Origin of the sequence: Collinsella aerofaciens, assembly GCF_040926405.1 — a bacterium.
Classification (GTDB): domain Bacteria; phylum Actinomycetota; class Coriobacteriia; order Coriobacteriales; family Coriobacteriaceae; genus Collinsella.
Window position 1 is genome coordinate 1 of record NZ_JBCOIG010000027.1, and the last position, 12,857, is coordinate 12,857.

The window sequence follows — 12,857 nt, forward strand, 5'->3', positions numbered from 1 at the left end:
CTGCAGGAGCAGCGGCGGCCGCAGCCGGCTTCTTCTCCTCGGGCTCCAGAGACTCGGGCTTGACGCGCACGCCAGCCTTAGCCTCAGTCACGAGATGTTTTGCGATCGCATGTGCAGTGTTCTTTGCATCAAAGCGCTGCGAATATGCCTCGATGAGCATAGGCAGGTTGACACCGGTGACGATAGCCCAGGAATCGTGGCCCTCGATGAGCCCGCTGATCTGGTTGAACGGCGTGCCGCCCCACAGATCAACGAGGAAGAGCACCTGCTCCTGGTCCTCGAAGGAAGCGACTGCTTCCTCGACCTTGGCACGGAAGTCGTCGGGGCCCATGCTCGGCTCGAGCGAGACCACGGCTACAGACGGCTGATCGCCAAAGACCATCGAGCCCGTCTGCTTGATTCCAGCTGCCAAGTCCCCGTGGCTAGCAAGAACAATACTTACCATCACATAACCTCCTTTTTGTCTACGTATTTCCTACACGACATTAAGGAAGTATACCTGTTTGGTTTGTGGAATTATAGCTAAATTCGCAAAAGGTTGCATTATTTGTTTAAATGTCTAGGTTTGTTACAAGTTGGTTACGTTGCTGCTTTTCGACTCATTACCCGCCAAAGCGTCGCTCATCAAGCCATTCATTTTACAGATACAAGCAGGCTGTTCATTAATATCGATTTTAGGCAAGCTCGAATGCGCTTGTACTGCTGCTATTTTGTTTAAACAGACATAACTTGACTATTAGCGTGACTTATGCTCTAGCGCAAGTAGTCATTGGGGACGTTCTTGTTTGACTAGTCGTTTAAGAACGTCCCCAACGACCAAGTTAGGCGATGTGGAGGGGGTTGGCGGCGTCGACGGCATCGGGGGCTTCAGAAGGGCCATCGGGGGCAGCGCCTGCCGGGTCCTCGTCGGGGGTCTCGATCTGCTTGATCATAACCTCCTGGCCCTGCAGCAGGTATGTCTCGCCGCTGCCGCAATGGGGGCAGGTCTTGCCGTGCTCGACCGTCGCGTAGTCGCAGCCGCACGCCTCGCAATGCGTCACGGCCTCGACAGGCTCCACAATAAGCTCCGCACCCTCGGTGATGGACTTTTTATCTGCCGCCCAGCGCCAAGCGTCGAGTAGCAGATCGGGAACAACGCCCGAGACCTCGCCCAGCAGCAGCGTCACGCTCGAAACGCGACGCACGCCATTGGCGCGCGCCACGTTCTCAACATCGCGAATGATGTGATACACAATCCCTAATTCATGCAAGGTAGAAACCTTTCCACAACGGTTGATGCGATGTCAGCCAAACGTAAGTGAGCGACGCCCCCGCGCCGCTCACTTACTTGTTAGGTTCTTTTACTTCTTCCCGAATTTAATCTTAATCGCACGCTTGAGCGCGTACTTGCCGAGGCTTGGGAGCTTTTGCTCGTATTTGACCATCGTGGAGCACTCGGGGCGGTCGCGATCCAGATGGATGGCGTCGAACGCGCACTTGGTGGTGCACAGGCCGCAGCCGATGCACTTGTTGGGGTCGACGATCGAGGCACCGCAACCCAGGCAACGGGCGGTCTCGGCGCGCACCTGCTCTTCGGTAAAGGTCTCGACGTACTCGCTAAACGGCGCGGCCTTCTCGCGCTCGCGGTCCACGTGGGCAGCCTCGCGGCTCGCGTTGTCGTAGCTCTCGATCACGACATCGTCGCGGTCGAGCGCGGTATAGCGGCGCTGGTTGCGGCCGATGGTGAGCGTGGAGCCCGGCTGCACAAAGCGATGGATGGACACGGCGGCCTCGTGACCGGCGGCGATGGCGTCGATGGCAAAGCTCGGACCGGTATAGACGTCGCCGCCCACAAAGATGTCGGGCTCGGCAGTCTGATAGGTCTGGGGATCGGCAAGAGCACCCTGGCCGCGGCCAAGCTCCACCTTGGAGCCAGCCAACAGGTCGCCCCACACAATGGACTGGCCAATCGACATGACGACACGGTCGGCATCGACACGACGCAGATCGTTCTCGTCGTACTCGGGCGCAAACCGGCCCTCGTCGTCAAAGACGCGCGTGCAGCGCTTGAAGGTGATACCGCACACACGGCCGGACTCGTCCAGGTGAACCTCCTTGGGACCCCAACCGCAGCTGATGTGCGCGCCGTCCTCGATGGCCTCGCGACGCTCTTCCTCGCTGGCGGGCATCTGGGCCTCGCTCTCCAGGCAGAACATCTCGACGTGCTCGGAGCCCAGACGGCAGGCGTTGCGGGCCACGTCGATGGCCACGTTGCCGCCGCCCACCACAATGGTGCGGCCGGGCAACGCGTCGATCTTGCCACTGTTGACCTCGCGCAAAAAGTCGACGGCCACGGTCACGTCCACGGCATCCTCGCCCGGAATACCGGCAAGGCGGCCGCCCTGGCAGCCAATAGCAACGTAGAAGGCCTTAAAGCCCTGCTCGCGCAGCTCGTCGAGCGTCACGTCGCGACCGACCTCCACGCCATAGCGGAACTCGGCACCCATCAGGCGAATGATCTCGACCTCGGCCTCGATAACATCCTTCTGCAGCTTAAAGCTGGGAATGCCATAGGTGAGCATGCCACCCGGGCGCTCGTTCTTCTCGAACACGACGGGCTTGTAGCCCTTCTCGGCCAGATAGAAGGCGCAGGACAGGCCGGCCGGACCGGCACCGATGATGGCGATCTTCTGATCAAAGCCGCCAGCGCGCGTCGGCGTAACCACGGGCGGGACGTAGCGGGTCGCGGCATCCAGATCGCGCTGGGCGATGAACTTCTTGACCTCGTCGATAGCCACGGCGGCATCCACACGGCCGCGGGTGCAGGCATCCTCACAGCGGCGGTTGCACACACGGCCGCAGATAGCGGGCAGCGGGTTCTCGCGCTTAATGAGTGCTAGGGCCTCGTCATAGCGACCCTGAGCCGCGAGCTTCAAATAGCCCTGAACGGCAACGTGCGCGGGGCAGGCCGTCTTGCAGGGAGCGGTGCCGGACTCATGCGTCTCGATACGGTTGTCGTTGCGGTAGTTGGGCGACCACTTGGTGTGATCCCATTTGGTGGCGTCGGGCAGCTCCTGGCGCGGATACTCGGGCACCTGTCCGCCGGCCTTTTTGCTGCAGAGCTTCTGGCCGAGCTTGGCGGCGCCGGCCGGGCACACCTCAACGCAGCGACCGCAGGCAACGCACTTGTCCTTCTCGACCTTGGCGACATAGGCCGAGCGCGACAGGTTGGGCGTGTTGAACAGCTGCGAGGTGCGCAGGGCGTAGCACACGTTGACGTTGCAGTTGCAGATGGCGAAGATCTTGTTCTCGCCGTCGATGTTGGTGATCTGGTGCACAAAGCCGTTGTCCTCGGCCTGGCGCAGGATGTCGTAGACCTCGTCGCGGGTCACGTAATGGCCGCGGTCGGTCTCAACCACGTAATCGGCCATATCGCCCACGGCGATGCACCAATCGGCCGGGTCATCGGCGCAGCCCTCACCCATCACGCGACGGCTCGCGCGGCAGCTGCAGGTGCTGGCGGCATACTTACCCTCGTATTTGTCGAGCCAGTGCTCGATATGCTCGATCGGCACCGAGGTGCTCGCGGCGTCGATGGCCTTCTCGACCGGAATGACGTGCATGCCGATGCCGGCGCCTCCGGGCGGCACCATCGGCGTGGCCTTGGACAGCGGTCCCTTGGACGCCTGCTCAAAGAACTTGGCATAGACCGGGTGCTCCTCGAGCTGGCTCACGCGCATGTTGAGGAACTCGGCGGAACCCGGCACCAGCATGGGCAGCACCCACTGCTTGGCGCGCTCGGGGTTTTCCCAGTTGTACTCGAGCAGACCCGTGTAGCTCATGTCGTCGAGCATCTTCTCGATATCGGCTTCGGGCATGCCGGTGAGCTTGACCATCTCGGGCAGCGTATAGGGACGGCGCATCTTCATCTTGCAGAGCACTTCGGCCTGCTCGTCAGTCGCGGCCTCGGCAAACGACCAGTACTCGTAGCCCAGCAGCTCATCGCGATGCAGCAGACGGTTGGTGCAGTGCTCGCACAGCTTGACGATGGCCTCGCGCGGATGCTCCGGCAGCGGCGCCACGAACTCCGAACCGATGTCGGGCTCGGTGTAGCTAATCCCCGGTCCGTTGAGAATCATGGTTGTCCCTTCTCTTGCCACAGCCCGGCGGGACCGCGGCGCCCCTCTTTTTTGCAGGCCGGGCATGCCCCCATGCCGTTCACCCGCCATTGTTGACATTGTGTCAAAAATAGTATTGACGAACCGTCAACAATATTCAAGACTGTTAGGCGAACGGTCAGGCAAAAGAGGATGAAAGGCGGCAAAACATGGGCAACAACACAGCAGGTACCTCTGTGGTCGATGCCGTCCCCGCATCCGATAGCGCGGCAAAGCGCCTGACGGGCGACGAACGCCGTCGCGAGATCCTCGATGCCGTGCGCACCGTAAGCTCCGAGCTGGGCGTGTCCCACCTATCGGTATCGGCCGTGACCAAGCGAGCCGGCTGCACGCGTTCATTGTTCTACCACTACTTCGCCGACATGGACGCCGCCGTCACCGCCGTCATGGACGAGACAATCGACGGTTTTATCTCCGAGCTCGAGCAGTGGAATGCCAACCGCACCGTCGGTGATATCGAGGGCGCGCTCGACACCGTCGCCCCGCTCTTTAAGCGCCTGGTCGCCAGCGGCCACGAGCTGCCGCACACTCTGACCTCCAACAGCGGCGCGCTCTACGGCGGCTTTTTGCACAACGTGGTCCAGCGCGTGGCGCAGTATATCTGCGACACCACCGTGGTGGATTTTGTCGCCCACCACGAGCTGCGCATCGACCATGTCTACGAAACGTTCTACACCCTCATCATGGGTCTTTTGATGTATATCCGCACGCACCCCGATGTGCCCGACGAGACGGTCAAGGAAATCATCGCCTCGACACTCCACATCGAGGGCTATACCGCCAAGTATCCGGAGCGCAAGCCCCAGAACTGACGACATTTGGCCAAACTGCCCGCGATCAGAAGAGGGGCCGCGGGCGTGTGAAAGGAGAGCAGCATGCTGTTCGATGTTTGGGGTAGCGATACCCTTATCCACTGGGCCGGATGGGCCATGGTCTTTATCGGCCTGATCGTGCTCAACGAGGTCGGCCGCCGCACCAAGCTGGGCGCGGCAATCATCTTTGGCGTGGCTCCGCTGGCCATGACCATCTACTGCGTCGCCATCGCCATCGGCGTCTCGCAGGGTGCCGAGTGGGCGCTCACCAACCCCACCCATGTGTACCAGAACAGCTGGTTCCACTACGCCAAGGTATACGCGGCGCTGGCTGGTTGCTGGGGCTTCATTGCCATTAAGTACCAGTGGGGAAAGATCGGCAAGGCGCATTGGTTCCGCGCGTGGCCGTTTGTGATCGTCGCCATCAACATCATGATCGCCGTCGTGTCCGACTTCGAGAGCGCCTATCACTTCTTTGTCCTGGGTGAGTCCACCTGGGTCACCTCCGAAGGTGCTACGCAGCTGGCCGGCTGGAACAACGTGTTCAACGGCATCGCCGGTATCATCAACATCTTCTGCATGACCGGTTGGTGGAGCGTCTACGCCTCCGAGGATCAGACCGACATGCTGTGGCCCGATATGACCTGGGTCTATATTATCGCCTACGATATCTGGAACTTTTGCTACACCTACAACTGCCTGCCCACCCACTCCTGGTTCTGCGGCTTTGCGCTGCTGCTGGCACCCACCGTCGCCGCCTTTATCTGGAACAAGGGCGGCTGGATCCAGAACCGCGCCTTTACGCTGGCTATTTGGTGCATGTTTGCCCAGGTATTCCCGTATTTCCAGGAGGAGTCCATCTTTGTGACCCACTCCACGCTCGACCCCGGCGCCGCTACCGCGGTCTCGATCGCCGCACTGGTCGCCAACGTCGCCGCGATCATCTACATCGCCTACCGCGCCAAAAAGCTCGGCCGCAATCCCTACAAGCAGGATGTCTTTGAGGGCACCAGCGATTGGGAGAAGGCTACCGCTCGCCGCGCCAAGGTTGATTACGCGCACGCCGAGTAACATGCCCGGTGCAAACGCCGCTTGAATGTGAAGCCGCCTGGCCGACTCCGCGCAATGCAACGTATTGCATGCCCCCGGAAAGCGATTTGTCCGCTTTCCGGGGGCTTTTTGTTGTTGCGCGCATCCACGCACATATTCAAAACCTCTCGCACAGATAAAATCAGATTTCCGATCGCCTGACAGCTCTATATGACTCTGTTTTTGGGTACATTGTTGTCCCGATATTGAGCTTGGGGGATGTATGAATGATGAGACGATGGGCCAAGAGGATGCGGCCCAAGATGCAGAAGCGTGTGCCGAAGCCCTGGAGAGCTTAGACCGGATTTCACTCGATGAGATTGCGTTTGACGATTCGGGCGTTGATGTGCAGGATGAGCCGGAAACCGAGGCGCAGTCCGATGATCAGGATGCAGGCGACGTTGAGCCTGCCGAGGATGAGGCAGATCACGAAGACACCGAAAGCGAGGCCGGCAACCAGCCCGAATCCGACACGGGCGAGGAAACCGTCTTGCTCGACAGCTTGCCGGCCGAGGATTCGCTGACCCGCGAGCTTCCTGGCCTGGGTTCCGCACCAGCCGTGGACGAGACCATCGCCATGGGCGATATTCCCCTACCATCCGTTCCTTCGGCACGCGAAGCCGAGGTTCGCCATCGCAAGATGTCGCCCAAGCGCCGCAATTTGATGGTCGCCGGTGTCGTAGCCGTCGCACTTGTCGCGGGCGGCGCAGGCTACGCCGCATGGAACGGATACCAACAGGAGCAGGCTGCCGTTGCCGCCGCCAATGCGCACACGATGATGTCGGTGCAAATTGGCGTGCGTGCCGCAGGGCTCGATTGCTCGACTGGCTCCAAGATTCCCGTACAGGTGAGCGGGCAGGACTCCGACGGCTCATCCGTGAGCGAAACGCTCTACGTTGATGAGCACGGCCGCGGCATCAAACTGCTGCCCGGCGATTACACGCTCTCCATCGCCGCCTCCCCCATCGCGGCCGACGGCACCATCTATACCGTCCCGACCACCAAGGCGCAGGTCACCGTTAAGAGCGATGGACAGGATTTAAGTGCCCAGGCCACCTTTAAGCTCAAGGTGCCTTCGGCCGACACGGTGACCGGCGACCAGATCGATGCCGCCGCCAAATATGCCGAGGAGGGAGGCGCGAGCTCCGCCGCTACCGCCAAGGTGCTCCAGCAGGCGGCAACCGCGCGGCGCGACGCCGCCGTCAATGCCGTGAGCGCGCAAAAGGCACAGGCATCCCGTGATGCCGACGCCCGTCACAAGGCAACCGACCTTTACCAGCTCGATATCCCCGTCGAGTGGTACGGCAAGGTCGAGACTTGGCAAAATGGCAGCACGCTATGCATCTATCTTGCCGGCGACAGCGATACGCCGATTGTGACGCTCGTCGCGGTGCGCGAGGGCGAGAGCTTTACGCCCGATGAAGGCGATACGGTTTTGGGTGCGGCCAATCTAGGCAACGGTTACACCGTCTATGCTAGCGGTCCTGTCTATCCGTATGTGGTGCCCCAGACTATCAACGGGCGCACCCAGGATCCCGTGTCGACCTACCCCATGGACACGGCCATTGAGCTTGTCGAGCTGACGACCGGCAACCGCTATACGTATAGTCAGATCAAGAACGACCTGGTAGGTAAAGACGGCAAGGCCGATGGTGCCACTAAGCTCGAAACCGACTACCTCGCGCAGATCCTACTGCCGAGTATCAAAGCCCAGGACTAGCCGGGCGCAGCAAGGTGCTCCCCAACCGCGATGAAGGAGCCAGGAGGTCCTAACCCCACAGGTCCATAGATGATCAGGCAAGAAGCCACTTCCATGCGGGCATAGCGTGTACCACACCGTGCTCGCATGGAATATCGGTCTGTTCATCCATGGTAACGATTGCCGACTCGCCAAGATCGAACTGGGCCATCGAGGCATCAAGCGCGGCAATTTCGCGCTCGCGCGTTTTCTCACTTGCCATATCCGCACTCACCTGAATCAGGCTATAAGCCCGCATGAGAAGCGCGTCCCCAGCCACAAAGTCCACCTCATGGCTTTTGCTCTTCTCTTTGATTAGCAGGCGGCAGACCGAGCCGGTCCTCACCGCGGGAGTCCTTCTCCTTAGCGCATTGAACACTGCGGTCTCGAGCCTCTGGCCCTGGTCCAATGCCGATGCGGGAGAGAATGCTCCAAACATCGCAGGGTCGACAGCGTAGACCTTAGACGCAGACCGCATGTTATTTGCCAGTGAACGCGTAAACTCCGGCACAGAAAATAACAGGTAGGCGTCCTCATAATACTCAAGTAAATCGCTGAGCGAATTACGACTGACGGGTATCTGTCTGCTCTTGAACTCGTTGTACACTTTGTTCACTGACAGCTCTCGTCCCGAAGATGCCATACACCGCGTCAAGAACAGCGATGCCAGGCGAGGGTTCTTGACGTCGTACCGTTCAACGACGTCCATGGCGACCGTTCGCGAAGCATATTCCTGTAGCAGCTGAATCGCGTCTGCAGGCGTCTGCTCAAGTGTCGCGATGAATCCCCCTCGTTCAAGATACCCGATCAGATGATGTCGAAGCAGCGCTGCATCGCTCGGGGAAAAGGTCGCATCTGGCTCGAAAACGTTCCCCGTCTTATATCGAACGTATTCCGAAAAACTCAACGGAAAAAGCTCCCGTATAAGAGAACGACCCCTGAACTCGCTCTTAAGCTCTGAGGACAGCATCTTAGAAGAAGATCCCGTCACATAGACGGTCGCTTTCTCCGTATCGACTACACGACGCAGAAACGCACCCCATTCGGGAATTTCTTGGATCTCGTCAAAGAAAATGTAAGCGCCCTCGATTCGAGCAACAGGATACAGCGCATAGAACGTGTCGAGCACGTCCGCCAGCAGCGATGGCTCATACGGGCGCAAGCGCTCATCCTCAAAATTGAAGTAAAGCATCCGGTCAAGCTTGACGCCCCGGCACTGAAGCCGCCACATCTCCTGATACAGGCGATACGTCTTTCCACAACGGCGGGCCCCCACAATCACATTTACGATGTTGTCGCGCTTTGGCTCCTGTGGGTTTCCTAGATCAAGGTCTCGCTCAAAGACCTGCGGAACCCCCTGCTGTTCAAAGTCCTTTATTTTCTGGGCGATCAAGTCGTTGAATGCCATGATTCTCCAATCTTGCTCTCTAGCTAATCAAAATTATAGCGATTCTTGATTAATTAGAGAGCAAGATTGTGTGTAGCTTGATTAACACTTAAGCAAGTTTATCACCGTTATTGCTCCGAAGGATATCGAGTGGCTAAGAGGACAACCGAGCTCGAATGCGACTCCCCGAGCAGTCAATTTGGGACGGGGCTTTTTTGACTACCCTCCCCCTGTAGAAAAATCCCTAACGCAGTTGCGGTGAAATAGGGACTGTTTTTGCTGGTCAAACCGCAAAACAGTCCCTATTTCACCGCAACTTATTGGTGGCCTTTTGGGTGGCACTTAGCGCCACGGGTCAGCTTCGAACATTGGCTCGCGCTCGGGGCGGCGATCGCTGTAGGGATCGTAGCCGTCGTCGTCCTCGTTCTCGGCACGGATGTAGGGGTCGCGCAGCTTGGGCGCCGGTTTAGGCGCAGGCTTAGGTGCGGCGGGTGCCGCCTCAGCCACCGGTGCGTTCGTCTTGTTCTCGTCTTTCATCTGCATAGCTCCTTGCCATGTGCTCACGTTCAACACCATCGATTGTCGCAGAAAAAAGGGCGGCGGACCCAATTGGATCCGCCGCCCTTGGCGTTCGGCTCAAAAGGCAGATTTTAAGGCATGCCCCAAAATTTACTCGGCGTCGGGGACCTCGTAGGTGGCCGCCGACGTGTTGTCGCACACGACGGTAAAGCCGCCGTCCTTGTCGACATCGACCGTCACCTGGTCGCCCTCGCGCACCGTACCGTCGATAATGGCGGCGGCGATGGCGTCCACGACCTCGCGCTGAACCAGGCGCTTGAGCGGACGGGCACCGAACACGGGGTCAAGGCCACCCACGGCGAGCATCTGCTTGGCCGCCGGGGTGATGGCAAGCGTCATGCGCTCCTTGGCCAGGCGCGCGCGGACGTCGGCAAGCTGGATGTCGACGATCTTCTCGATCTGCGCCATGCCGAGCGGATGGAACACCACGATATCGTCGATACGGTTGAGGAACTCGGGGCGGAAGGTCTGAGCCATGGCCGCGTCAACCTGATGGCGCATCTCCTCCTCGTCCTTGCCGGAAAGCTCGGCGATAGCCTTGGAGCCCACGTTGCTCGTCATGATGATAATCGTGTTCTTGAAGGACACCTGGCGACCCTGACCGTCGGTCAGACGACCGTCGTCAAGCACCTGCAACAGCACGTTGAATACATCCGGATGAGCCTTCTCCATCTCGTCGAGCAAGATCACGGAGTACGGACGACGGCGCACGGCCTCGGTGAGCTGGCCGCCCTCGTCGTAGCCCACATATCCCGGGGGCGCGCCGATCAGACGCTGGACGCTGAACTTCTCCATGTACTCGGACATGTCGATACGCACGAGCGCGCGCTCGTCATCGAACAGGCACTCGGCAAGCGCCTTGGCGAGCTCGGTCTTGCCCACGCCGGTGGGGCCCAGGAAGAAGAAACTGCCGATGGGCTTGTCCGGATCGGAGAGGCCCGCACGGCTGCGGCGCACGGCTGCGGCGACGGCGGAGACGGCCTCGTCCTGGCCGATGACGCGCTTATGCAGCTCGCCCTCCAGGCCCTTGAGCTTGTCGAGCTCGCCCTGCATCATCTTGGAGACGGGCACACCGGTCCAAGCGCTCACGACCTCGGCAATCTCATCGGAGGTCACCTGTTCGTTGAGGCCCTCGCCGTCCTGTTGCTTTTGCGCCTCGAGCGCGGCCTCGGAATCTTGAATCTGCTGCTGCAGACCAGGAATCACGGAGTAGCGCAGCTCGGACGCACGGCCCAGGTCGCCGTTACGCGTCGCGCGCTCCTCTTCGCTCTTGGCCTCGTCGAGCTGCCCCTTGAGCTCCTGCACGTGGTCGATGGCGTTCTTCTGGTTGAGCCAGCCGGCCTTTTGCACGTTGAGCTTTTCTTGGACCTCGGCAATCTCTTGACGCAAGGCCTCCAGACGCTCCTTGGAGGCGTCATCGGTCTCTTTCATGAGCGCCTGCTCCTCGATCTGCAGCTGGGTGAGCTGACGCGTGGTGGCGTCAATCTCGACCGGCATGCTGTCGAGCTCCATGCGCAGGCGGCTTGCGGCCTCATCGACCAGGTCGATGGCCTTGTCGGGCAGGAAGCGGTCGGCAATGTAGCGATCGGAGAGGTCGGCGGCGGCCACGAGCGCGCTATCGGTGATGTGCACGCCGTGGAAGATCTCGTACTTCTCCTTGAGGCCACGCAGGATCGAGATGGTGTCCTCGACGGTAGGCTCGCTCACCATAACGGTCTGGAAACGACGGGCGAGCGCCGCGTCCTTCTCGATGTACTTGCGGTATTCGTCGAGTGTGGTCGCGCCGATCGCATGCAGGTCGCCACGGGCGAGCGCAGGCTTGAGGATGTTGCCGGCGTCCATGGAGCCCTCGGTGGCACCCGCGCCCACGATGGTGTGGAGCTCATCGATGAACAGGATGACCTTGCCCTCAGACTTTTGCACTTCCTTAAGCACAGCCTTCAAGCGGTCCTCGAACTCGCCGCGGTACTTGGCGCCGGCGACCAGCGCGCTCATGTCGAGTTCGATGAGGTCGCGGTCGCGCAGGGTGCTCGGCACGTCGCCGGCCACGATACGCTGGGCGATGCCCTCGACGATGGCCGTTTTACCGACGCCCGGCTCACCGATGAGCACGGGGTTGTTCTTGGTGCGACGGGACAGGACCTGGATAGTGCGGCGAATCTCATCGGTACGGCCGATGACCGGGTCGAGCTTGCCGGCGCGGGCCAGGTCGCAGATGTTGCGACCGTACTGCTCCAAGGCCTCAAACTGGGCTTTGTCTTCGGCAGACGTCACGCGGTCATCGCCACGCAGCTCCTCGTAGACCTGCTCGATGCGCTCCTTGGTCACGCCGGCGTCGCGCAGCACGCGGCCGGCCTCGCCCTTGTCCTCGGCAAGTGCCATGAGCAGATGCTCGGTCACCACAAAGCTGTCGCCCATCTTGGTGGCCTTCTTCTCGGCCTTCTCGATGACGCGGACGAGCTCGTTGGACAGACCCATCTGCTGGCCCTCGCCCGAAACCTTGGGCGCGTGGTCGATGGCATCTTGTGTGGAGCGTGCGAGCTGGGCTGGGTCGGCACCGATGCGCTCGATAATCACGGAGATATTGCGCTCGCCGGCACCGAGCAGGGCAGACAGCAGGTGAATCGGCTCCACCGCGCCGGCCTGCGCGTCAGCAGCCGTGCTCATGGCGGTCTGCAACGCCTCGCGCGACGTCATTGCTAGCTTATCGATTCTCATGGAATCACCTCTCTTGGGGCGGCCGCCCTACGGGGCGGCTTCACGTTGTTCGAGAAGTATTGTTGCCAGCTTTGCGCGTTCTTATACACAAATCTAAGTCTCTATATATAAGATTTTCTGAGTGATTGAAGGATAGGGTACTGAGACGCCGACCCACTGCATCCCCGACGACCAACCGTCTCGATCTGTAACATCTAGCAGCCGTTTTTGGGTCCAGATGTTACAGATCGAGATGAAATGATCGGCAGCGCCCGTTTGTCTAAATCTGTAACAACTACTCGGCAAATAAGGGTCCATCTGTTACAGATCGAGATAAACAGAAGACACCCGAATCGATAATCTAAATCTGTAACACCAAGCCCACTTTTAACGGCCCA

Annotated in this window: 9 protein-coding genes; 3 read left to right on the plus strand and 6 right to left on the minus strand. The window is 60.0% G+C overall.

Annotated elements, in window-relative coordinates:
- From AB5758_RS08360 to AB5758_RS08370, 3 genes are all read right to left on the minus strand, one after another.
- On the minus strand, positions 1 to 445 hold a 445-nt coding region (locus tag AB5758_RS08360), incomplete at its 3' end, for a PTS sugar transporter subunit IIA (RefSeq protein ID WP_368155490.1).
- Between the two features lie 376 nt (positions 446 to 821).
- Positions 822 to 1,250: a hydrogenase maturation nickel metallochaperone HypA/HybF gene (locus AB5758_RS08365; RefSeq protein ID WP_196022362.1), complete on the minus strand. Its 429-nt coding sequence runs from the start codon at positions 1,248 to 1,250 to the stop codon at positions 822 to 824.
- Positions 1,251 to 1,340: 90 nt separating this feature from the next.
- Positions 1,341 to 4,118 (minus strand): FAD-dependent oxidoreductase, encoded by a 2,778-nt coding sequence (locus AB5758_RS08370; RefSeq protein WP_368141517.1) that lies wholly within the window; start codon positions 4,116 to 4,118, stop codon positions 1,341 to 1,343.
- A 188-nt stretch (positions 4,119 to 4,306) separates the two neighbouring features.
- On the opposite strand from AB5758_RS08370, the gene AB5758_RS08375 reads away from it, so the two are divergent.
- The 3 genes from AB5758_RS08375 to AB5758_RS08385 all read left to right on the plus strand — a co-directional run bounded on the left by AB5758_RS08375 (position 4,307) and on the right by AB5758_RS08385 (position 7,778).
- Positions 4,307 to 4,969, plus strand: coding sequence for a TetR/AcrR family transcriptional regulator (locus tag AB5758_RS08375; RefSeq protein WP_368141518.1), 663 nt, complete (start codon positions 4,307 to 4,309; stop codon positions 4,967 to 4,969).
- A gap of 63 nt (positions 4,970 to 5,032) precedes the next feature.
- On the plus strand, positions 5,033 to 6,040 hold the full coding sequence (locus tag AB5758_RS08380) for a DUF5692 family protein (RefSeq protein ID WP_195544659.1): 1,008 nt from the start codon (positions 5,033 to 5,035) through the stop codon (positions 6,038 to 6,040).
- Positions 6,041 to 6,281: 241 nt separating this feature from the next.
- Positions 6,282 to 7,778, plus strand: a complete 1,497-nt coding sequence (locus AB5758_RS08385) for a hypothetical protein (protein WP_368141519.1) — start codon at positions 6,282 to 6,284, stop codon at positions 7,776 to 7,778.
- A 73-nt stretch (positions 7,779 to 7,851) separates the two neighbouring features.
- Here the strand turns inward: AB5758_RS08385 and AB5758_RS08390 are convergent, their stop codons facing one another.
- The 3 genes from AB5758_RS08390 to clpB form a co-directional block, all read right to left on the minus strand.
- Positions 7,852 to 9,204, minus strand: a complete 1,353-nt coding sequence (locus tag AB5758_RS08390; RefSeq protein ID WP_225094118.1) for an ATP-binding protein — start codon at positions 9,202 to 9,204, stop codon at positions 7,852 to 7,854.
- 321 nt (positions 9,205 to 9,525) lie between these two features.
- Complete coding sequence (locus tag AB5758_RS08395; RefSeq protein ID WP_225094117.1) at positions 9,526 to 9,720, minus strand: hypothetical protein; 195 nt, start codon at positions 9,718 to 9,720, stop codon at positions 9,526 to 9,528.
- 132 nt (positions 9,721 to 9,852) lie between these two features.
- A complete protein-coding gene (gene clpB, locus AB5758_RS08400; RefSeq protein ID WP_368141520.1) occupies positions 9,853 to 12,480 on the minus strand; it encodes an ATP-dependent chaperone ClpB in 2,628 nt (875 codons plus the stop codon).
- Between the last annotated feature and the right edge of the window lie 377 nt (positions 12,481 to 12,857).

Excerpts from the sequence above, each read along its gene's own strand:
- AB5758_RS08370 (WP_368141517.1), bottom strand. The coding sequence starts at position 4,118 with ATGATTCTCAACGGACCGGGGATTAGCTACACCGAGCCCGACATCGGT.
- AB5758_RS08375 (WP_368141518.1), top strand. The coding sequence starts at position 4,307 with ATGGGCAACAACACAGCAGGTACCTCTGTGGTCGATGCCGTCCCCGCA.
- AB5758_RS08380 (WP_195544659.1), top strand. The coding sequence starts at position 5,033 with ATGCTGTTCGATGTTTGGGGTAGCGATACCCTTATCCACTGGGCCGGA.
- AB5758_RS08385 (WP_368141519.1), top strand. The coding sequence starts at position 6,282 with ATGAATGATGAGACGATGGGCCAAGAGGATGCGGCCCAAGATGCAGAA.
- AB5758_RS08390 (WP_225094118.1), bottom strand. The coding sequence starts at position 9,204 with ATGGCATTCAACGACTTGATCGCCCAGAAAATAAAGGACTTTGAACAG.
- AB5758_RS08395 (WP_225094117.1), bottom strand. The coding sequence starts at position 9,720 with ATGAAAGACGAGAACAAGACGAACGCACCGGTGGCTGAGGCGGCACCC.
- clpB (WP_368141520.1), bottom strand. The coding sequence starts at position 12,480 with ATGAGAATCGATAAGCTAGCAATGACGTCGCGCGAGGCGTTGCAGACC.